The organism is Rathayibacter sp. PhB186, from assembly GCF_003751825.1.
Classification (GTDB): Bacteria; Actinomycetota; Actinomycetes; order Actinomycetales; family Microbacteriaceae; genus Rathayibacter; species Rathayibacter festucae.
In genome coordinates this window covers 51559-72988 of record NZ_RJKO01000010.1, presented here as the reverse complement: position 1 = coordinate 72988, position 21430 = coordinate 51559, and the positions used below count along the sequence as shown (strand labels likewise).

Sequence of the window (21430 nt, the reverse complement as noted above, 5' to 3'; positions counted from 1 at the left end):
CGATGCGGGTCGGGTGCGTTCTCCGGTCGACGCCGGACTTGTCGTGAAGCGCGGCGGACGCCGGCCATCGTGTCGTCGACACCATCGGTCAGCCGGCGACGATCGCCGTGACCGCAGGAGCGAGGCCCTTGGCTGAGACGGTGACGGTCACGACACCGGGGCCGGTCGGCCGAACGATCGCGAGAGCGCGACCGTCGGAGGTCGTGCAGTAATTGGCTGTGAACGGCTCGCTGGTCGAGGTGGCTCCGGTGCCGAGTGCTTCGAGGACGGCAGGGCCGTCCACGGCCAGCGTCACGACGTGGGACTTCGCGTTGTGCACCGTCCCGGAGTCGTCGACGAGGGTGATCGCGAGGAAGGCGAGGTCGGAGCCATCGGCGCGCACCTCCGCGCGATCCGCGACGATGTTCAACCCGACCTGCGTGCCGGCGGAGCGGAGAGCGGAACGGCCGACCTCCGCTCCGCCGGCGGAAGCCACGGCGACGAGCTCACCGGGCGCGAAGGAGGTCTCGAACACCGCGCGGAACGGCAGCTCTGCGCCGACCTCCGCGACTCCCAGCGAGGAGCCGTCGAGCAGCAGTTCGACCTGCTCAGCGTCGCTGTAGACCTCGACGCGAATCGGCCGGCCCTCGAAGCCGGGCCAGGACCAGCTGCCCAGGGAGTCGGTCCACGCCCATGGGGTGGCGACGGCGAGCTCCTGCCCGTGGCGTTCAGGGCGGCTCACGGCGATGTACGGCGTCGAGGTGAGTCCGAAGACGATCTCGCGGAAGTACGAGACCGGGAGTCGTTCGCCGATGATGTCGATGTCGCCGCAGCCGGCGGTCAACGCCGGGTACGCGCCGCTGAAGCCGGAGACAGCCTCCGCGCCCGGCTCGACGTAGCGGTTGACGCCGATGCCGACCTCGCCGAGGTAGTCCCAGCCGGTCCAGGTGAAGTCGCCGATCACGCGGGAGTCGGCCTGCACCAGCGCCCAGTTGGCGACGATCGACGACGGCCAGGTCTCGCTGCCCACAATGATGCGGTCGGGGAACAATTCGCGGTCGAGCTCGTAGCGCGCGTCGGCGTAGTTCATCCCGGCGACGTCGAGGACGGCGAACGACTCCTCAGTGCGCTGGGTGGCCTGCTCAGAGGCCTGGATCCGGCCCATCATGGCGCCGAAGCCGGCCATCATCGTGTTCACGCCGCCGCCGGGCTGCTCGGCGGCCGCGGAGCGCTGCGCCTTCATCTGCGGCACGATCGTGTCGATCATCGAGACGAAGGGGTTCACCCCGTTGGTGACGTAGCGGGTCGGATCGAGCGAGCGGACCTTCTCGGCGAGACTCCGGCCCCAGATCGAGCCGATCGGGGAGCCGGTCTCGGGGATCTCGTTACCGATGGAGTAGAAGATCACGCTGGGGTGATGGCGGTCCTTCGCGATCATCGCCTCGACGTCGCGCTCCCACCAGGTGGGGAAGTCGAAGGCGTAGTCGTTGTCGGACTTCGCCTGGGTCCACACGTCGAAGGTCTCGTCCATCACGAGCATCCCGAGCCGGTCACAGGCATCGAGCAGCGCCGTGCTCATCGGGGCGTGCGAGCTGCGGATCGCGTTGAAGCCGGCCTCCTTGAGGATCGCGACCTTCCGCTCTTCCGCGGGCCGCATCGACACGACCCCGAGTGGGCCGTTGTCGAGGTGGATGCACGCGCCACGCAGCTTCACGCTCTCGCCGTTGATGCGCAGGCCGTGCGCCGGGTCGAGCCGCAGCGAGCGGATGCCAAAGGTCAGATGCTCGGTGTCGACGATCTCGTCGCCGTCGTGCAGGGTGACGCGGGCGTGGTGCAGTGCCGGGCTCTCGACACTCCAGAGGGCGGGGTCCTCGACGTGGAGGCGGCGGCGGACGGTGCCGGTCGTCCCGGGGAGCAGGGTGATCGGCGAGCCGCTGCTGCCGACCGGGACGCCGGCGTCGTCGCGGAGGGCGACCTCCAGCCGGTAGGTGCGGGTGAGTGGGCCTGCGTTCTCGACGACGGCCTCGATCTCGACGAGCGCCTCCGCCGCGGTCACCTCGGGAGTGGTGATGCGCACGCCGTCGTGCACGATGCGCCCGGGTCGCTTCACCACGAGGTGCACATCGCGGTAGACGCCGGCGCCGGCGTACCAGCGGCTGTCGAGAGAGGTGCGGCACTCGACGCGGATCTCATTGTCGGCGCCGAACTGGAGGAACGGGTCGATCCGGACGGTGAAGCGCGAGTAGCCGTAGGCGTGCGTGCCGGCCAGATTCCCGTTCACGAAGATGGCTGCGTCCCGGTAGACGCCGTCGAACTCGAGGAGGACGAGCGACCCGGCGTCCTGTTCGAGCGCCGCGAACGTGCGACGGTATTCGAAGGCGCCGCCGGGGAAGTAGCCGTTGGTCTCGCCGCGCGGGGCGTCCGGGTGGCGGGTCTGCCCGATCAGGGCGTCGTGCGGGAGGTGCACGTCGGTCCACCCGGCACCGCTGGAGCCGCCGAGCTCCGCGAACGCCGTGACCTTCGTACGAAAGGACCATCCCTGATTGAAGAGCGACCGATTCGGACGTGCGGTGATTCGCTGCGTGGCGACGCGATCGTCGTCGCGGGTAGCGGGATCGGTCAGGCTCGTCATCGAGAACTCCACTTCATTGCGGGAAAGACACGCCGGTATCGCGCGTTACAGAGCTAAACACAGCGGGTAACGCGCGTCAACACCCGTTCTAGAATTGCTGAGCAAGATCAGTCGCCGGAGTGGAAAGGGGAGCCGCGTGATCGTGAAGAGCGAGGACGTCGCCCGCCTGGCCGGAGTGTCGCGTGGCGCCGTGAGTCAGATCCTGAACGGGCGGGGCGAGCGGTTCTCCGCCTCGACGATCGAGCGCGTCAAGGAGGCGGCCCTCGAGCTCGACTACCAGCCCTCAGCCGCCGGCCGTGCCCTCGCCATGGGTTCGAGCGACTTCGTGATCGCGCTCATTCCGAACACCACGTTCGGCGGCAACCTGCAGGACATCTTCGGCGCCGCGACCGAGCAGCTCGCGGAGCAGGGTCTCACCCTCGTCCTCCGGCTCGCAACGACGACGACCGCCGCGCTGGGGCGGTTGGTGGGCAGTATGGCCCCGCGGGCGATCCTCTCGCTGACGCCGTTCTCCGACGAGGAGAGGGAGCTTCTCGAGCGCCGAGGGGTGCGCGCGTTCGAGCCCCACCTCTCTTCCGAGGATCAGTTCGACCGGGAGATCGGCCGCCTCCAGGCGCGCCACTTGATCGAGCGGGGCAGCACCCGCCTGGCAGTGGCTCGCCTCCAGGACGCGCGGCAGGACCCGTTCGGTCAGGGCCGCGAGGAGGGCGTTCGTGAGGAGTGCCGCCGAGCCGGCCTCGCCGATCCGGATGTGGTGCACCTCGGTGTGGATCTGGACCAGGCTGTGGGGGCGCTCGACAGCCTGAATCCTCCCGGGATCGGGATCGCCTGCTATAACGACGACATCGCGACCTGCCTGCTCTCGGCCGCCCGGATCCGTTCGTTCGAGGTGCCCGGGCAGGTCGCGATCATCGGCATGGACCGCACGCCTCTTTCGCAGGTCACCGTGCCCCGGCTGACGACGATCTCCTACGACGTCACCGCGCCGACGAAGAACATGATCGCCAACTTCCTGTCGGTCCTCGGTGAAACACCGGCGCCCGATGGCCCGGTCAACGCTCTCGAGCTCGAGCTGGTGGTCGGCGGGACGACCTGACCGAGCGACTTTGACGGACTGCGTTCAGTGCCCGACGACGAGCTTGAACCCCGCGGTCGCGACTCCCGCCGCCGCCAGTGCTACTCCGGTGCCCACCGTGCGCCACGAACTCTGAGTGCCGCGGAGGTGGCCGATCGTGAAGCCGAGAAGCAGGAACCTCGCCACAACGGAGAGCGCGGCGAGCGAGAAAGCCGCAGTACTGCCGAGAAGCCCGGTGGCTGCGGCAATCAGGAGCACCACGGGTATCGCGCCCGAGCTGAGCACGGGCAGACCGTCGCGCAGCGAGTGCCGAAGTGCCGCCCGGTCAGGCCGATGATTCGTCCGAATCCGTGTCGCGTACGACTCCGCGACGACATGAGCGACGAACGTCGAAACCACGGTGCCGATCAGCAAGAGCAGGTTCTCGGCGGTGCCCGCTTCGGCGGGACCGATGACCGCCAGGGTGCCCAGGACGACGATATTGCCGTAGATGTAGGCCTGGGCACGGGCGGCAGCGGTGTCGACACCGATCGAGCCGCCTTGCGCGGCCTGGACCACTTCATCACCGCCCGCAGGGTTCTGATCCATCGGTTCTCTCTTTCAGACGGTGATGCACCGGGATCAGCGGACCCCGGCCAGGTTCAGGTCGACGCTGACGGTCAATCGAAGAGCGCCGACACGTCGGCATCGACCGGCTCGACGACCACCTGACGCGCCGAGAGCGAGCCGAGAAGCTCGGACGCCTGGGAAACGGCGTCGCTCGAGATCTCGAACACCACGGCGGACTCGCCGAGCTGAAGCGTCTCACCGAGCTCCTGGAGCTGCGAATTCTTGAAGCCGACGTCACGGAGGCGACTGGCCAGGATCCCGACACCACTTCCCGCCAGGACACCGAGCGGTCCGCCGATGAGGCCGATGGCCCCGCCGACGAGAGCGCCGCGCCCCGCACCCCAGTCCTTGGTCTCGGTGAACGTGGGCGTACCGTCGGCCTTGACATGGAGGACTGCGGTGTTGGCGATCTTCTCAGGGGCGGCGCCGACGACGGCCGCGGCGGCTCGCGCTGCGCCGTCCGGTGTAGCGAAGGTCGCGGCGAGGATGGTTCGGGTGGGGGCTGTTGCGCTCATGAAGTGCTCCTCGATCAGGCCCTGCGCTTGTCGCCGGGCGATGTAGGTCCACTCTCCCGGCTCGCCATCGCGCTGCCGTCGTGCTTCAGGAGCGGCCTGTGTAGTCCATCTGCAGTAGCTGCAACGAGCGCACCAGTGGCGATGGTCAGCATGAAAGGCGAGCTTCCGGTCGCCATGGGCGGCTCAGGGCGATGCGCCCGTGCCGATCTGATGTTCGCTGCCGGCTACGCCGACTGCCTCGCGATCCCCCTGGACCGTCGCGACAGCCGACACGAGAGGGCGTGTCGACGGATCAGGGGTTCCTCGGCGTCACCGCGAGGGAGGCGTGTCGAACGAAGCTCCGAGCAGCTGCTGGATCTCCATCAGATTCTGACCCGTCAATCGGCGGATCGCGTCCTCGACCGCGGCACCGAGGTCGAACGTCGGGTCGGAGATCCAGAACTGCATGAGCCCGTCCCAGACCGCGATGACCTGACGTGCGGTGATGCGTGGATCCACAGCGGGGTGAGCGAGCCCCTTCTGCTGGCTGTGCTCGATGAGGCGCGCGAAGACCTCGACGAGGCGGGCGTTGCGCGCGGCGAAGTACTCGGCGGCCGGATGCTCCGGCGACGCCGCTGCGCCCCGCAGCACCGTGAGGAGCCGGAAGCGAGGATCGGCGGAATCGGGGTTCGGCAGCCGGCGGAAGGCGCGGGCGTCGATGACGGTGTCGTCCAAGTCCAGCTGCGACTCGGCGCCCCGCTCGTCCTCGATCGCTCCCAGAGCGGCGACGAGCAGGTGGTCCTTCGAGGGGAAGTGGTAGAGCACCGTCGTCTCGCTCACCCCCGAGCGCTGCGAGACCAGCGACGTGGTCACGCCCTCGTGGCCGAGCTCGTCGACGAGCCCCATCACCGCGGCGACGATCGTCTCGCGGCGCTTCCGCGTCGAGGCGTACGGTCCGCGCTTCGTCGGTGCAGTCGTTGTCACGCGACCAGCCTAAGCGAGTGAAGTTATCCGAGCACTCGGAATTCGATTCGCGAAGGAGCAGTGTTCTTCTTGTGGACGTCCTGAACTCTGTGGTTCACTCTGGTTTCAGATCCGGCGCCGAGAGACGCCGCCCTCCAGATCTCCGCGCTCCTCCTCCAAAGGACCCCCCGATGACGACGACGTCACGACCCGCCAGCGCCCGCGCCGCCCGCAAGGCCGACCGGCGCAGCGACCCCGACCGCCTCTCCGCCGCAGCGGGCCTGGCGTGGACCACCACCGGGCTCTCCGGAGCGGTTAACTACCTGTTCCTCGCGATGTGGGTGTTCTACGGCACCGACGTCCTCGGCCTGAATCCGGCCGTCCTCGGCACGCTCGCCCTGGTGAGCAAGCTCCTCGAGGCGGCGGTCGTCGTCCTCGCCGGCTGGCTCGTCGACCGCACCCCCGAGACTCGCTGGGGCAAGGCCCGGCCGTACGAGCTGGCGATCATCGGGGTCTGGGTCTCGACCTGGTTCCTCTTCTCCACGCCCGATCTCCCCGATGCCGGTAAGACGGCGTGGCTCTTCGTCTGGCTCCTCCTGGCCAACGTCGTCTTCACCTCCCTCCTCGGAGCGAACGACTACCTCTACCTCGCCCGCACGTTCAACTCCCGCGTCCTCGTCGCCAAGGTCGCCACCCGCACCGGCTTCTTCACGACCGTGGGAGTCGTCGCCTTCAACGTCGCCCTGCCGCTCTTCATCGCCCAGGCGGGCACGAGCAGCTCGGCGTGGTCGATGCTCGCGCTCTTCCTCGCGATCCCGCTGGCCCTCATCGGGCTGGGCCGCTTCCTCTTCTTCAAGGAGAAGTACCAGACGGAGGCCGCGGACGCTCCCAAGGTCACCTTCCGCGATATCCGCGAGGTCCTCGTCTCGAACCGCTACATCTGGATCGTCGCCGGGATCAGCTTCGTCGGTGCCCTCGCCGGCGGCACCGGGATCGCCGTCTACTACTTCAAGTACGTCGTCGGCGACATCTCCCTGATGAGCCTCACCGGCCTCGTGCCCGTGCTGATCCTCCCGCTGATGCTGTTCTTCCCCCGTCTGATGAAGCGCTTCGCCGTCAGCACGATCATCACCGCCGGCGCCTTCTGCGGAGTCCTCGCCGGAGTCCTCATGATCATCGCCAACGGGAACCTGGCGGTCATCCTGATCTCCAGCGCGCTGAGCGGCCTCGGGATCCTCCCCATCACCTTCCTCCTCCAGGTGCTCGTGATCGACAACGCGAGCTACAACCAGTGGAGCGGCCGCCGACGGCTCGAGAGCACCATGGGCGCGATCACCGCGTTCGCCGTCCGGCTCGGCGGCGGCCTCGGCGGCGCGGCCACCGGCTGGGTCCTCGGCGTCGTCGGCTACGACGGCACAGCCGCGACCCAGACCCCTGAGGCGCTCACCGGCATCGTCCTGCTCGCCGGCGCGTTCCCCGCGGTCCTCTGGATCGGTGTCGCGCTCGCCATGCGCCCCTACCGGAGCTTCGAGAAGCTGCTCCCCACCATCACCGCGGGCCTCGCCGTGGTCACCCCTGAACCGAAGGACGCCCGATGACCCACCCCTCCCCCGTCACGACCGACTCGCTCGCCGGGCAGCCGTTCGACCCGGACCCGGTGGACGACGCCTTCGCGCTGCCCTACGTCGACATCGACGAGTGGCGCGACGAGCCGGTGCGCCACCGCTACCTGCACGGCGGCTTCCACGACAGCGACACGCGCTTCTCGCTCTACCTCCCGACCGTCGAGCGGTTCGAGGGCAGGTTCTTCCAGCACGTCACCCCCGTCCCGCAGAGCGAGAACCTCGCGCAGCAGCGCTTCGACGACGAGAACCCGATCCCCTTCACCCTCGCCAGCGGCGGCTACTACCTCGAGACCAACAGCGGCGGTCCCGCGGCCTCGGGCGGCCCGATGTCCGGCGTCGACCCGACGATCGGCGCCTATCGCGCCAACGCGGCCGTCGCCCGGCTCTCGCGCCGGCTCGCGAGCGCGGTCTTCGGCGAGCAGCGGATCTTCGGCTACCTCTACGGCGGCAGCGGCGGCGGCTACCGCACGATCGGCGCGTCCGAGAACACCGACGGCGTCTGGGACGGCTTCGTGCCCTACGTCATCGGCAGCCCGATGGCGATCCCCAACGTCTTCGCCGTCCGGATGCACGCACAGCGGATCCTCCGCGACGCACTCCCCCGGATCGTCGACGCGTACGACGCCGGCGGAGACCCCGCTGCGCTGGAGCTCACCGACGAGGAGCGCGCGACGCTGGACGAGGTGACCCGCATGGGCTTCCCGCTCCGCTCCTGGTTCGGCTGGGAGACCATGGGAATGCACGCGTTCAGCGTCTTGTACCCCGGGATCATGGCCGCCGACCCGAGCTACGCCACCGACTTCTGGAACGCGGAGGGCTACCTCGGCAGCGACCCGCACGCCTCCGTGCACCGCGACCGCGTCCGCCTCGACAGCACCGTCCTCGAGCTGCTCACCGCCGACCCCGAGGCGGCGACCGTCACCGGCGGGGTCGACGAGTCGTACAAGGCCACCGTCTCCGGCGGGGGCTCGGTCATCGGCGTCCGCCTCGCGGACGCCCCCCGCGGCTGGACCCTGGGCGCCGAGCTCGTGATCCGCTCCGGCTCCTCGACCGGTCGCGTGCTGCGCGTCGCAGAAGTCGACGGTGATGAGGTTCTTCTCGAGCCCGGCCAGGGCGACGCCGTCCTCGCCGTCGGCGACGCGGTGACCCTCGACAACTCGAACTTCCTCGCCGCCCAGACCTACCACCGCCATCAGGTCCCGTCCGCCGACTACCGCGTCTGGGACCAGTTCCGAGACATCGACGGCGAGCCTGCCCTGCCCCAGCGACCTCTGCTGCTCGGTCCGCTCTTCGCGCAGGGCGCCTCCGGCACCGTCCCGACCGGTCGCATCAGCGGCCGGATGATCGTGGTCGCCTCCCTCCTCGACCGGGAGGCATTCCCCTGGCAGGCCGACTGGTACCGCTCCCGCGTCGCGGAGTTCCTCGGCGACGCCGCCGACGACCGCTTCCGCCTCTGGTACACCGACAACGCGCTGCACGGCGACGAGAGCGGCGTGCAAGAGCACGAGACGCGGACCGTCAGCTACGCAGGCGCGCTGCAGACCGCGTTGCGTCAGCTCAGCGCGTGGGTCGAGGACGGCGTCGCGCCGAGCACTTCCACCGTCTACGAGGTGGTCGACGGGCAGGTCGCCCTCGACTCCTCCAACCCTGCGCGCGGTGGCGTTCAGCCGATCGTCTCGCTGCTGGTCGACGGCGCCGAGTCGGCGCAAGTCACGGTCGGTCAGGTAGTCCAGGTCGCGATCAGCGCCCAGGCGACCACCCAGCACGGTGTCCTCGTCGAGGTGGCTACCGATCTGATGGGATCGGGACGTTTCTCCCCGGTTCAGCCGGTGACTCCAGCCGTCGCGATCGCCACCGTGCAGGAGTGCTCATTCGACACCCCCGGCATCTACCTGCTCGCCGTCCGCGTCACCGCGCAGACGGAGGGGCGGGCGGAAAGCCCCCACGCGCGGCTCGACAATGTTGCGCGCGCACGGGTGGTGGTGCGGTAGCCGCGACTACTGCGCTGGGAGTACGGGCGACGACCCTGCACCTGTGAGCATGAGACGTGGCCACTTTCCTCCTCGATCTCGGCGCGCGCGGCCGCGCTTCGACACGCCGCCTCCGCTGGCTCGATCTCGCAAGCCTCATCATCACTGCGGGGGCAAGCGCCACGGCCCTAGTCGCGCTCGTTGTCAACGGCTTCGTCGACGGCCGCGGGATTGAGGAGGGGATCGGCGGATATGTAGGACTAGGAGTGTCCCTCGTGGGAGTCGCCATCGTCCGCGACCTCCTCCCAATCGGAATCGCCGACGACCGCGCGCGCCTCTGGCTAGGCACGGTCGTGCTCGTCCTTGGACCCGTCTCCTCCGCCATGCTGGGCACCGATCCGCTGGTGCCGTGGAACCTGGCGGTCTTCACGAGCTTCGCGATCGCGCTGCGCGGTCTCTCGGGGCCCGTAGTCGGCGCGTTCATTGGCGTGGTTAGCTACGCCTCCGTCGTGCTCTTCGAAGGTCTCGGCTGGGTGAACCCGACGGCGGGCGTCGCGCTGGCGATGTCGTTCGCCTTCGCCTCCGCCGGTACGGCTCTGCGCAGCTACGCCCAGTTTCAGCAGGAGGTCGAGAACCGCGCGGTCGAGGCGATCGCCGCGCGGGACGCCGACGCCCATCGGCGCGTCGCGGAAGAGCGGCTCAGCATCGCCCGCGACCTGCACGACGTCGTCGGACACGAGATCGCGGTGCTCGGCATCCACCTGGGGGTCGCCGAGGTGAACCTCCCCGACGAAGCCGGAACATCTCGGGCGTCGCTCGAGAAGGCCAGAGCCAACGTGCAGTCAGTCCTACACGAGACGCAGCGGGTGCTGCGCGTTCTCCGCTCCGACTCCGGGTCCTCGACCGATTCGGCCCCGACGCCCGACTTCGCGCGAATCCCCGCACTCATTGAGTCGTACCGCGCCGCCGGAGTCGTCGTGGAGGCCCAGCTGATCGACCCGCCGGCGGATCTTGATCCTGAGGTCTCGACAGCGGCGTACCGCATTGTCCAGGAGGCGCTGACGAACGCACAGAAGCACGGAGCCGGCCCCGCCGCGGTCTCGGTGCGCGCCGAGAAGCGGCTCCTCACTCTTTCGATCTCGAACCGCAGACGTCCCGATCGGGCACCCGGGCGACGAGGCTTCGGCCTGATCGGCATGCGCGAGCGCGCCCACTCGGCCGGAGGCACGCTTCGGATTGAGGAGACCGATGACGACTACCGTGTCGTGGCACAGCTGCGCATCGAGGGAAGCAGGATCTGATGGTGCGAGTGATGATCGTCGACGATCAGGAGATGATCCGCGAGGGGCTGCAGGCCATCCTCGCGAAGCAGGAGGGGATCGACGTCGTCGGGTCGGCCGGTGACGGACTCGAGGCCCTGACCGCGATCGATGCACTCGAGGTGGATGTCGTGCTCATGGACATCCGCATGCCAGGTATCGATGGAGTCGAGACCACGCGCCGCCTCCGCGAGCGCTACGCCGCGGAGGATCTACGTATCGTCGTGCTGACGACCTTTGACAACGACGAGAACGTCCTCGCGGCGCTGCGGGCGGGCGCCAACGGCTTCCTGAGCAAAGGGGTGGGGCCCACGGCCCTCGCCGACGGCATCCGCGAGGTCGCTGCCGGAGGCGGCGCCCTCTCGAGCGCGGCCAGCGCTGTGCTCATCGGCCAGGTCTCGGCGCAGGCCGCGGCGCCAGCCGTCGACTCCGCGATGCTCGACCGCTTCTCGGCCCTCACTCCGCGCGAACGCGAGATCGTCGCAGCAATTGCTACCGGGCTCGACAACTCGGCCATCGCCGAGCAATTGTTCGTCTCGCCGTTCACCGTGAAGACACACGCGAACCGGGCGATGGCCAAGGTCGGCGCGCGCGATCGAGCGCAGCTGGTGTCGTTCGCCTACCGCGCCGGCCTGACCGCATAGACGCGCACTTTGGCCGGGATGACCCGGCCGGGGTGTCATCGCTTAGTCGAAGAGCGCCGAGATGCTCGCATCGACGGTCTCGACTGCAATCTGGCGCGCCGACAGCGAGGTGAGCAGCTCGCTCGTCGTCGCGACGACGTCGCTCGAGATCTCGAACACGATGGCTGACTCGCCGCGCTCGAGGGTCTTCACCGCCCGATCACGCGACGCCTGAAGTGCGCAGAGCGGTCATCGTCATCCATCCGCAGTAGATCCGGCGGTCCGGCTGGATGACGAGCGCGGCTCCCGGTTCCGCGAACCTCGAAGGACAGCGACGCACCCCGCATCGCCCTACCGAAGGACACGTCATGCCCCAGCGCACCGCCCCCTCCGAGCCCCGCATCGCCGCTGCTCTGCCGGTGATGCTTCTTGACAACTCGCCCCGCGGATCGTCGTCGATCGATCTCGGCGACTCCATCGAGCTCTTCTTCGCCGGCCTCTCAACCACCGCGCGATAGACGGGACCCGGCGCATGAACCTCTCCAAGACGCTGCCCCTGCTCACCGCCTCCGCGGCCGCCGCGCTCCTGCTCGCGGGATGCACCTCCGGCTCCGGCACCGCAGCCTCCACACCGACCCCGACTACCGCCGCCGAGCCGACGCACTGGTCGTACGAGGGCGACTCCGGCCCGAGCGGCTGGGGCGCGCTGGAGGACGGCTTCGCGACCTGCGCGACCGGCACGCAGCAGTCGCCGATCGACCTCCCGTCCTCGACCGCACTCGCCGGCCTCCCCCTGACGCTCGACAGCGAGCGCACGGAGGGTGAGATCGAGGACACCGGGCACACGGTGCAGGTCGGCGCCGAGGACGCCTCGGAGGTGCAGTACGACGGGATGACCTATGAGCTCGCGCAGATGCACGTGCACACCCCGTCCGAGCACACCGTCGACGGAGTCGCGGCCGACGCCGAGTTCCACTTCGTGCACCAGAGCGAGACGGGCGAGCGGCTCGTCGTGGGCGTCCTCGCGGTCGAGGGCGCGGAGTCGAGCGCCTACGACGCCTTCGCCGAGAATGCTGCCAAGGCCTCGGGCACGGACGCCGACCCCGAGATCGACGTCGACGTGGCCGCGATGCTGCCGGCCACCCTCGGCCACTACGCCTACGAGGGCAGCCTCACCACGCCGCCCTGCAGCGAGGGGGTGCAATGGATCGTGCTGAGCACCCCGATCGAGCTCTCGACCCAGCAGCTGGCAGAGGTTGACAAGGCCCACCCCGGCAACACCCGACCCGCTCAGCCGCTCGGGGAGCGCACTCTCACCCGCGGCACCGGCTCGGTCGTCGTCGAGAACGACTGACTTCTCCCGCCTCCTCCCTCGGAAGAACCGCCGTGACCGCGAAACCGCCCGCACTCCTCCCCGACGAGTTCACCGAGGTGACGACGTCCAGAGCCCGCCGCACAACAGAGCTCGTCGTGTTCCTGGGCGCCCTCGCGCTGTACAGCGGGTGGACCTTCGGCGTCGTGAACGGCTCCGGCGACTCTCTGGACTCCCTACTCCGGACGCCGTCGCTGCCGCCGCGCTCCGCCGCAGGGCAGTCGGTCGAGGCCTTCGCGCTCCTGACCCACCCCTACGTGGTGTTAGTGGTCACCGTCTTGGCCGCACTGAGGTCCCTCCGTCAGCGTCAGCGCCGACTTGCGCTGGCGCTGACGATCGCCGTCCTCGGGCTCGTGTTCTGGGAGCTGCAGCGCAACCTGATCGGCCGCCCTCATCCCTTTTCCGAGTACCACGACTCCGTTTCGGCTCTCGGGGCGGCCTACCCCTCTGGACACATCGTCGGAGCGACGGTCCTCACGTGGGTCGTCGTCACCCTCGCCAACGCTCGACGCCGATCGCGGCGCGCCCAGCGCGAGCGCCGCCTCCTCGGGATGCTGTTCGTCGCCCTCGTCGGCACGAGCATGTGGGCGATGGGGACGGATCGGCTGACAGATCTGATCGGCGGACTTCTGCTCGGCACCAGTATCGCGACGGGTGCGCTCTGGATCAGCGGAGTGGAGGCCATCGGTCGCGCCTGGCGCCTTCGTGAGCTGCCGCCCGAGTCCGGTGGCCGGGCCGCCGTGATCTTCAACCCGACGAAGGTCCTCGACCTCGACCTCTTCCGCCGTCGAGTGATCTTTGCCCTCGCCCGCAGCGGCTGGGATCCGCCCCTCTGGATCGAGACGCGACAGGACGACCCCGGGCGCGCGATGGCTGAGTACGCCCTCTCGCAGAACGTCGACCGTGTCCTCGTCGCGGGTGGCGACGGCACGGCGCGGACCGTCTGCGCCGCCATCGCCGGTAGCGGTGTTCCGGTCGCGCTGATCCCGGCAGGAACCGGCAACCTGCTGGGTCGCAACCTTGGGATCTCCCTCGACGAGGACGAGGCCCTCGACGTCGCGCTGCACGGACGCGTCCGCGAGATCGACATGGTCCACTGGAGCGTCGACGGAGTGGACGCTCCTTTCGCCGTGATGGCCGGAGTCGGACTGGATGCGCAGATCATGCGCGACACTGATGCCCGCCTCAAGAAGGTGATCAAGGCCGGTGCCTACGTCGTGGCGGCCGTGCAGCAGCGTCGCATGCGCCCGTTCCGAGCGACGGTCACCATCGACGACCAGCAGATCCACGACTCCGACGCGGTCATGGTGCTCGTCGGCAACGTCGGCCACCTCCAGGGCGGACTCGCGCTGCTCCCCGCCGCGGAGCCCGACGATGGACTGCTGCACGTGCTCGTCGCCTCTGGCGAAGGCGGCCTCCGGGGACTGCTGCGGTTGGTGCTCAGCATCACCCGCAAGGACTCACCTGACGCACCGCTCCGACGCCTCCGCGGCCGACAAGTCGACATCGAGCTCGACCGGCCGATGGCCTACCAGCTCGACGGAGACACGGAGGGCCTGGCAAGCACCTTCAGCGCGAGGGTCGACCCCGGGGCTCTGCTGGTGATGACCCCGCATTGAGCGAGGCGGTCACAGCCCCGCACCGCTGCGCTACGCCAGGGCGCAGGGCCAGAGGCGCTGCCCTGAGGGTGCGCTCAACTATTTCGCGGCCGACAGCGACGAGACCGAAGGTGATGTCGAAGACGTGCATCCACTTGAGGCTGTCGAGGAGGTCCAGTGCAGGTAGCCGCGGACGTCGATCCCGTCGGCGCTCGCCTACGACAGTCCTAGCAGGGCGCCCGCCGTGTAGGCGATGCAGCGGCGATCCTCGTCGGAGGCGGCAAGGCCGCTCTCGGAGATCAGGATCGGGGTGCTTCCGGTCACGGCTCACGCGCGACGGACGGCGATGTTGAGGGCGTCAAGGCGGTAGGCCTAGGAGGTCTGCGTCAGCTCGGCGCCCTCGGGTACCCCTTCCAGGCCGACCAGCTGACTCGTGTCGGACTGGACGCTGCCCCAATCGTCGTCGCGGGAGGCCTCGAGGTAGGTGTCCTCCCAGATCCGCTCGTAGTGGACGAGCCTGTCTTCATAGCCCTCGCGGGCAGGAGACTCGGACCGTGATGGGCCAGCCGACTTCGACGGTCGTCTTCTCGCGACGGATCTCGCGGACGCGGACACCCGCGCGGATGATGGTGTCCCTCGCCTCGCGCTTCGGTTCCGGCAGGGAGAACACGTTAATGCCGACCTCGCGGCCCGCTCCCTTGCGCGCCACTACGGCCGCGGGATCCAGGTAACTGAAGCGGTACCGCCATGTGTTGCATCATGGCGAACATGTCCGGCTACTTGATCGTGACGACGCAGGTGGCGCCCCCGAGGACCGGTGCGGCCGTCCTCGGCACGCTCGCCGAAGCGACCGACAGCCGCTTCCGAGCTCCAGCCGTCAGATATCGCGAACGACAGCGCGCTCGAGAAGTGGTGCAACGTGACGACCGGTTCGATGCCTTGCGCGAGGCAGTATTGGATGATCGCGCGCTCGTGCGCCGGCTCTGCACGTGGGAAGTCACATCGCGTGGGCTCGATTCGCGCGTACTTGATGCCGCAGCGGAACGACGTGAGCCGGAGCGAGTCCAGCAGGTCGATGTCGGTGTTCAGCGCCGGGAGAGGTTGACTGAGTCGCGCCGCGCTCAGCGAACGACGAGCCAGAGAGATGCTCGAGTCGCTGTTCACGTTGTCGCCCTCGTTCTGGTCCGGGCGCAGGACGCACCCAGAGGAATTCAGTGGGAAACGCAGTCAAACGAGTGAGCGAGCGGTGAGGAAATTCCGGACCTCCGAGAGCAAGCTCCCTCGGCGGTCCGGGGTTCTCTCACCGAAGCACGAAGGGGCCCGTCACCTTCTCGGTGACGGGCCCCTCGGATCGAGCGGGTCAGGCGTTCGTGAGCTCGCGCTCTTTCGCGGTGGGCTCCGCGTCGAGAGCGTGGCCTTCGGTGTCGACGTGGGGAACGATCTTGTCGAGCCACTTCGGCAGCCACCAGGCCGACGTGCCGAGCAGGCTCAGCAGGGCCGGCATGAGCACCAGGCGGACGATGAAGGCGTCCGCCATGACTCCGACCATCAGGCCGAAGGCGATCGAGGCGCCGATCGCGAACTCGCCGGTGGCGAATCCTCCGAACACGACGGTCATGATCGTCGCGGCCGCGACGAGGACAGGACCGGAGCGGGCGAAGCCCTCGCGGATCGCCTCCTTGGGTGCCATGCCCTTGTCGTGCATCTCTTTGATCCGCGAGACCAGGAACACCTGGTAGTCCATTGCGAGACCGAAGAGCACGCCGACCAGCAACAGCGGCAGCAGGCTCAGCATGGGGTCCCCCTGGGGAGCCGCAATGAAGGGGTCGAGCCAGCCCCACTGGAACACCGCGGTGCTCGCGCCGAACGACGCGCCTACCGAGAGCAGGTAGCCGAGGGTGGCGATGAGCGGGATGACGAGCGAGCGGAACATCACGATCAGCAGCAGCAGCGAGATGACGACGATCACGATGATGTACTTCACGAGCGCGCTCATCAGCGCCGCATCCTGATCGATCCCGATCGCGGTCTCGCCGGTGACCTCGAGATGGACGCCGGCCAGAGTGTCCGCGTCGTCGCGCAGGGTGTGCACGATGTCCTTGGTCTCCTGGTCAATCGGGCTGCCGTCGGGGATGACGATAAAGCGCGCCATCCTGCCATCGGCCGAGATCTCGGCCGGAGCGACCTGGAGGACACCATCGAGCTCGGTGAGGCGGGACTGAACGCCGTCGGTCTTCGCGGCGATGTTGTCGCCCTCGGCGAGGACGATGAGCGGGCTCTGGGTGCCGCCGAACTCGTCGACGATCAGGTTGTAAGCGGTGCGCTCGGTCGAGTCGGGGCTGGAGCCGCCGGGGATGTTGAACGCGGTCTTCATGCTGAACATCGGCAACGCCACGATCACCAGGATGATGATGCCGGCAAGAGCGGAGATGACCGGGCGGTTGACAACGAAGCTGCCCCAGCCGCGCATGACACCGCGCTTCTGCTCGCCGCCCTCGACCATGAAATGCCCCGCGAGAACCTCGGCGCGCTGCTTCTTCGACAGGGCGCGCAGGCCCATCGTGCGCATCAGCGCGGGAAGGAGGGTCAGTGCCAGCAACACGGCCACCAGGACGGCGGCAGCGGCGGCGAAGCCCATCTCGGTGACGAAGCTGAGGTTCGCGACCAGCAGTGCCACCAGGGCGACGATGACGGTGAGACCGGCGAAGACCACAGCGGTGCCTGCGGTGCCGGTGGCGCGAGCGACGGAGTCCTCCACGCTCTTGCCGGCTCTCAGTTCGATCCGGAACCTCGAAAGGATGAAGAGGGTGTAGTCGATGCCGACGGCCAGCCCCAGCATGGAGGCCAGGATGATCGCGTTGTCGCCGATCGGGAAGAGCGAACCGTAGGCGAGGACGCCGACGAGGCCGACTCCGACACCGAACACCGCGATCAGCAGGTTGACGCCGGCCGCGAGGAGCGAGCCGAAGGTCAGGATCAGAACGAGGAAGGCGATGACGACGCCGACGAGCTCGCCGAGACCCGGCGCAGGGGCGCCGATCGGGACGAGATTGCCGCCGAGTTGGACGCCGAGCTCTGCGGGCGCGTTCTCCTGCAGGGCGAGCGCCGCCTCGTAGTCGGTCTTCTGGTCGTCCTCCGAGAGATCGGGGTAGGCCAGCGTGGCGACGGCGAGGGTCTGATCGGCGGAGACGTAGGGCTGGGCGGGGTCGAACGGGTCTGTGACCGACACGACTCCGGGCAGCGTTCGGGCCTCAGCGAGGAAAGCGGTGATCTCGGCCGATGTCGCCGGGTCTGCGACGTTCCCGTCGGCGGGCTGGAAGACGAGCTGGAGCGCGGCGGCCGATGAGTTGCCGGCGGCCGGGAACTCCTCGTTCATCCGGTCGAGAGCTTGCGAGGCGGGCGAGTTCGGGACCGATGTCTTGGCGGCCTCACTCCCGCCATTCTGGGAACCGATGACCAGGGTGCCGATCAGGGCCGCGAAGATCACGATCCAGGCTCCGACGACCACCAACCGGTGACGTGCGCTGTACCGCCCGAGGCGGGCGAGAAATGTGGACATAGTGGCTCCTGGGAGAAGAGAGGACGGGGAGGGATGGCGGAAGCGCCGCCTGCATCCAGAGTCCCGCTGAGTGCTCTCCCAGGAGTCGTCCCCTGAGACCGTCACCTCTACTACATCCGAAGTAGTCCCGTCCTCTTGTCGATCGCCGTCCGCGTGCTCTACTGCAGCGAGACGACAGCGACCGGTCTACCGGAACGACGACCGGGCCGCCGGACCGCGAGAGGGTGAAGGCATCGCGGAGCGCCCGGCCCCGCAGCCCAGGAGGCCACGATGTCCATGTCCAGCCCTTTCGTCACTCGCACCTTCACCAGCACGTCGCCCGCTGCTCCTGCACGGTCTCTTTCGTTTGGTCGTGCTGCGCTTCAGCACGTCCTGATCGCGATCTCGTCGGCCTCGATCATCAGTGGAGCGCTGCTTGAGAGCCTTGGTCTCCTCAGCCGGATTGGGGCCGGTCGGCTCGAAGTCCTTCGTCAGACCGAGCGCTGAGGGTCGGAGAGTTGGAGCGCGCGAGGGACCCCTGTCCGTCACCCTTCTTCTACTCGGGGTATGCGCCGGCCGCCCGACGCCACCACGGACTAGCCCTTCGCGAACCGAAACGTGTCGATGCACCCCGGCGCCAGCTGGCCGAGCACGGCGGTGGTCTGCATGAGCCTTTTCTCTGCTCAGCCTCCGTTCGACTGAGGGATCCCCTCCGCAAGAGCGTCGAAGCGGTAGACGAAGCCGCCATCGGAGCCGCTGACCGACGCGTAGGCATCAGTAGTGCCGGGCGCGATAGCGACGTTGGTCGCGGAGCTGAGGCCTGATGTCTCCTCCGCCGGCACCACCACCGTGGTCACGAGGGCTCCGTCGACGTTGTAGATCAGGATCTCCGGACGGTTGTGCACCCCGACGTAGAGGTTGCCGTCCGAATCCACCGCGATCGAATCGACTTGGCCCACGCCCGCGGAAGCAAAGATCGCGGGGTGAGCAGTAGCGACCTCCAACCCGCCAGGAGACAGTGTTAGCCGATCGATGCGGTTGCCGGTGTTCAGCCCCACCCAGAGTGCGTCGTACTTGGGTGAGAAGCCGATGCCGTTCGGCGAGGGCAGCTCCGAGGCCAGCACGGTCGCCTGCGCTGTCACCGGATCGATGTGGATGACACGACCGCTCGCCTCCCAGTAGGGCGCCGTCGCACCTGCCGCATCGGTGACGTATAGAGCGCCGTCGCGACCGAACGCGATGTCATCGGGTTGCATGGGCGCCCCGTCGACCGGGCCGGCGAAGACTTCGCGGACATCGGTGCCATCGGTGGTCATGCTGCGCACCGCGCCGCCGACGAAGTCGGTCACGTAGAGGCGGCCGTCCGCCGGGCCGAACTGCGCGGAGGTCAACACGCTCGTGTCATCGGTATAGACGGTCTCGACGCTCTCGTCCTCGACGTCCACGCGAAGAACCTTGCCCTCCCCCGCCGGCGCCACCACGTCAACGACATACAGGCTCCCGTCGGGGCCGAAGGTCGGCCCCTCCAAGAGGGTCATCCCGGTTGCCTCATGGACGTCCGTCACCTGCATGACGCGTTCAGCGATCTGTTCCGCTGCTATTGGCGCATCGGTGTCGTCCGGGGTTGCGGCCGCCGTGCACCCCGTGAGTAGCAGCACGGACGGCACCGCCAGGGAGACGAGCGCGCGCCTCATCGCGAGGCTCCGACCGTCGCGCCGACGAGTACGTCCCGCATGCCGTCTTCGCGCCACTCGCGCAGAAGTCGGTGGAACGCGATCGGTCCCGGGCTGTACGCGGCGCCGGCGATCGAGCGGGTGCCCTCGCCGTTGTAGTAGCCGGGCGTGCACCCGGCCTGGAACGCCCGGGTGTCGCTGGCGGTCTCGTGCACAGTGCGCACCCACGCCTCCTCGGCCTCGGCCGACGGCTCGAGGTACCGAGCGCCGACCTCCCGACCGCGGGCGATGACGGCGGCGATGTGCTCGGCCTGCTCGAGCAGGATGTGCGCGAAGTTGACGGAGTTCGCGTTCTGGATGCCGCTGAGGTGGAAGAGGTTCGGGAAGCCGTGCGAGGAGAACCCGTGCAGGGTCCGCGGGCCTCGCGTCCACGCCTCCAGCAGAGTGCGCCCGCCGCGACCGGTGACGGGCAGAGTGCCCGACATGACCCCGGAGATCCCGACCTCGAAGCCGGTGGCGAAGATGAGGCAGTCGACCTTGTACTCGGCGTCCCCGACGAAGACGGAGGTCTCGGTCACCCGGGTGATGCCGCCCGCGTCCGCGGTGTCGACGAGGGTCACGTTCGACCGGTTGAAGGTCGGGAGGTAGGTGTCGCTGAAGCCGGGCCGCTTGCACATGTAGCGGTACCAGGGCTTGAGGGCCTCGGCGGTCGCGCGGTCGTCCACGACTTCGTCGATGCGCGCGCGGAGGCGGTTCATCGTCGCCAGGTCGTCGAGCTCGTCGCGCTGCTCGCGCTCCTCGAGCGAGAGGCTCTCGTCGACCGCGCCGGTGAGGATCTGCCGCTGCAGGGCCGTCGTCGCGGTCCAGCCGTCCTGGACGAGGCTCTCCGCGACGGGCTCACCGGCGAGGACTGCGAGGAAGTTCTCCATTCGCTCGCGCTGCCAGCCGGGCTGGAGGGACGCCGCCCACTCGGGGTCGGTCGGCCGGTTGTCGCGGAGATCTACCGTCGATGGAGTCCGCTGGAAGACGACCAGCTCGCGAGCATCGGCGCCCACGTGCGGAACGACCTGAAGTCCCGTCGCTCCGGTACCGACCACCGCGACGCGCTTGTCGGCGAGCCCCGTCAAGCCGCCGTCGGCCGAGCCTCCGGTGTAGCCGTAGTCCCAGCGGCTGGTGTGGAAGGTATGGCCGCGGAAGGTCTCGATCCCGGGGATCCCCGGGAGCTTGGCCTGCGTCATCGTGCCCGAGGAGGTGACGACGAAACGAGCGCGGAAGCGGTCACCACGATCGGTGCCGACGATCCACTCGTCGCACTCCTCGTCCCAATCGAGTGACGTCGCACGGGTCTGGAAGAGCGCGTCGCGGTAGAGCCCGTAGTGCTCCGCGATCGCGACGGAGTGTCGGCGGATCTCCTCCCCCGGCGCGTAGCGCTCGCTCGGCATCGTGCCGACCTCTTCGAGCAGCGGCATGTAGACGTAGGACTCGATGTCGCAGCGGACCCCTGGGTAGCGGTTCCAGTACCAGGTGCCGCCGACGTCGCCGGCCTCGTCCATCAGCCTGATCGACTCCACTCCGGCCTCTCGCAGCCGTGCAGCAGTGAGGAGCCCACCGAAGCCGGCGCCGATCACGAGGACCTCCACGCGGCCCTCGACCGGCTCACGCTCGAGGCGCTCGGTGTAGGGGTCCTTCGCGTAGTACCCGAACTCGCCGGCGGCGCGCGTGTACTGGCCGGCGCCGTCGCGTCGGAGGCGGCGGTCCCGCTCGTGGCGGTACTTCTCGCGGGCGGCCTCGAGGTCGAGGGTGTCGGTGCTGTCGGTCATCGTCTCTCGCTTTCGTCGCGCCGTGCGGCGCGACGCCCGCGATCTTCCCGGACATCCACGCAGAAGCGGGGTTCTCCCGTCTTCTCCGTGAACGCGCCGACACGACTCCGGATCGATCACTTACTCTGAAAAGGTTAGTG

17 protein-coding genes are annotated in these 21430 nt (G+C 68.7%); 8 read left to right on the top strand and 9 right to left on the bottom strand.

The window, feature by feature from the left end; genetic code table 11:
* Window positions 1-88 precede the first annotated feature (88 nt).
* The gene (locus tag EDF45_RS19030) at window positions 89-2611 is read right to left on the bottom strand and encodes a glycoside hydrolase family 2 TIM barrel-domain containing protein (RefSeq protein ID WP_123741039.1); all 2523 of its coding nucleotides are present in this window, start codon (window positions 2609-2611) and stop codon (window positions 89-91) included.
* A 136-nt stretch (window positions 2612-2747) separates the two neighbouring features.
* Here EDF45_RS19030 and EDF45_RS19025 point away from each other — a divergent pair, with 136 nt between their 5' ends.
* A complete protein-coding gene (locus tag EDF45_RS19025) occupies window positions 2748-3707 on the top strand; it encodes a LacI family DNA-binding transcriptional regulator (RefSeq protein WP_185020280.1) in 960 nt (319 codons plus the stop codon).
* 24 nt (window positions 3708-3731) lie between these two features.
* On the opposite strand, the gene EDF45_RS19020 is transcribed toward EDF45_RS19025, so the two are convergent.
* From EDF45_RS19020 to EDF45_RS19010, 3 genes are all read right to left on the bottom strand, one after another.
* Window positions 3732-4274, bottom strand: coding sequence for a hypothetical protein (locus tag EDF45_RS19020; protein WP_132436682.1), 543 nt, complete (start codon window positions 4272-4274; stop codon window positions 3732-3734).
* A gap of 71 nt (window positions 4275-4345) precedes the next feature.
* Complete coding sequence (locus EDF45_RS19015) at window positions 4346-4810, bottom strand: DUF1269 domain-containing protein (RefSeq protein ID WP_123737434.1); 465 nt, start codon at window positions 4808-4810, stop codon at window positions 4346-4348.
* A gap of 309 nt (window positions 4811-5119) precedes the next feature.
* On the bottom strand, window positions 5120-5773 hold the full coding sequence (locus EDF45_RS19010; protein WP_221181159.1) for a TetR/AcrR family transcriptional regulator: 654 nt from the start codon (window positions 5771-5773) through the stop codon (window positions 5120-5122).
* Window positions 5774-5943: 170 nt separating this feature from the next.
* On the opposite strand from EDF45_RS19010, the gene EDF45_RS19005 reads away from it, so the two are divergent.
* The 4 genes from EDF45_RS19005 to EDF45_RS18990 are packed head-to-tail and all read left to right on the top strand — an operon-like array spanning window position 5944 to window position 11310.
* On the top strand, window positions 5944-7350 hold the full coding sequence (locus EDF45_RS19005; RefSeq protein WP_123737435.1) for an MFS transporter: 1407 nt from the start codon (window positions 5944-5946) through the stop codon (window positions 7348-7350).
* Window positions 7347-9368, top strand: a complete 2022-nt coding sequence (locus EDF45_RS19000) for an alpha/beta hydrolase domain-containing protein (protein WP_123737436.1) — start codon at window positions 7347-7349, stop codon at window positions 9366-9368. Before EDF45_RS19005 ends, EDF45_RS19000 begins: the two co-directional genes overlap by 4 nt.
* Window positions 9369-9424: 56 nt before the next feature.
* Window positions 9425-10648 (top strand): sensor histidine kinase, encoded by a 1224-nt coding sequence (locus EDF45_RS18995; protein ID WP_123737437.1) that lies wholly within the window; start codon window positions 9425-9427, stop codon window positions 10646-10648.
* A gap of 11 nt (window positions 10649-10659) precedes the next feature.
* The gene (locus tag EDF45_RS18990) at window positions 10660-11310 is read left to right on the top strand and encodes a response regulator transcription factor (RefSeq protein ID WP_260300797.1); all 651 of its coding nucleotides are present in this window, start codon (window positions 10660-10662) and stop codon (window positions 11308-11310) included.
* A 42-nt stretch (window positions 11311-11352) separates the two neighbouring features.
* Here EDF45_RS18990 and EDF45_RS21475 read toward each other — a convergent pair whose 3' ends face one another.
* A complete protein-coding gene (locus EDF45_RS21475) occupies window positions 11353-11502 on the bottom strand; it encodes a hypothetical protein (protein ID WP_185020279.1) in 150 nt (49 codons plus the stop codon).
* 155 nt (window positions 11503-11657) lie between these two features.
* On the opposite strand from EDF45_RS21475, the gene EDF45_RS21470 reads away from it, so the two are divergent.
* From EDF45_RS21470 to EDF45_RS18980, 3 genes are read left to right on the top strand one after another with little or no spacing between them, the layout of a single operon-like run.
* Window positions 11658-11807, top strand: a complete 150-nt coding sequence (locus tag EDF45_RS21470) for a hypothetical protein (RefSeq protein ID WP_165909073.1) — start codon at window positions 11658-11660, stop codon at window positions 11805-11807.
* A gap of 14 nt (window positions 11808-11821) precedes the next feature.
* Window positions 11822-12643, top strand: coding sequence for a carbonic anhydrase (locus EDF45_RS18985; protein WP_123737438.1), 822 nt, complete (start codon window positions 11822-11824; stop codon window positions 12641-12643).
* 32 nt (window positions 12644-12675) lie between these two features.
* A complete protein-coding gene (locus EDF45_RS18980; RefSeq protein WP_123737439.1) occupies window positions 12676-14280 on the top strand; it encodes a diacylglycerol kinase family protein in 1605 nt (534 codons plus the stop codon).
* A gap of 687 nt (window positions 14281-14967) precedes the next feature.
* On the opposite strand, the gene EDF45_RS18970 is transcribed toward EDF45_RS18980, so the two are convergent.
* The 4 genes from EDF45_RS18970 to EDF45_RS18950 all read right to left on the bottom strand — a co-directional run bounded on the left by EDF45_RS18970 (window position 14968) and on the right by EDF45_RS18950 (window position 21290).
* Complete coding sequence (locus EDF45_RS18970; RefSeq protein WP_185020278.1) at window positions 14968-15423, bottom strand: family 1 glycosylhydrolase; 456 nt, start codon at window positions 15421-15423, stop codon at window positions 14968-14970.
* A gap of 196 nt (window positions 15424-15619) precedes the next feature.
* On the bottom strand, window positions 15620-17818 hold the full coding sequence (locus tag EDF45_RS18965; protein WP_123737442.1) for an MMPL family transporter: 2199 nt from the start codon (window positions 17816-17818) through the stop codon (window positions 15620-15622).
* A 662-nt stretch (window positions 17819-18480) separates the two neighbouring features.
* Window positions 18481-19491: an SMP-30/gluconolactonase/LRE family protein gene (locus EDF45_RS18955; RefSeq protein ID WP_123737444.1), complete on the bottom strand. Its 1011-nt coding sequence runs from the start codon at window positions 19489-19491 to the stop codon at window positions 18481-18483.
* Window positions 19488-21290, bottom strand: a complete 1803-nt coding sequence (locus EDF45_RS18950) for an NAD(P)/FAD-dependent oxidoreductase (RefSeq protein WP_123737445.1) — start codon at window positions 21288-21290, stop codon at window positions 19488-19490. The genes EDF45_RS18955 and EDF45_RS18950 overlap by 4 nt, the downstream gene beginning before the upstream one ends.
* Between the last annotated feature and the right edge of the window lie 140 nt (window positions 21291-21430).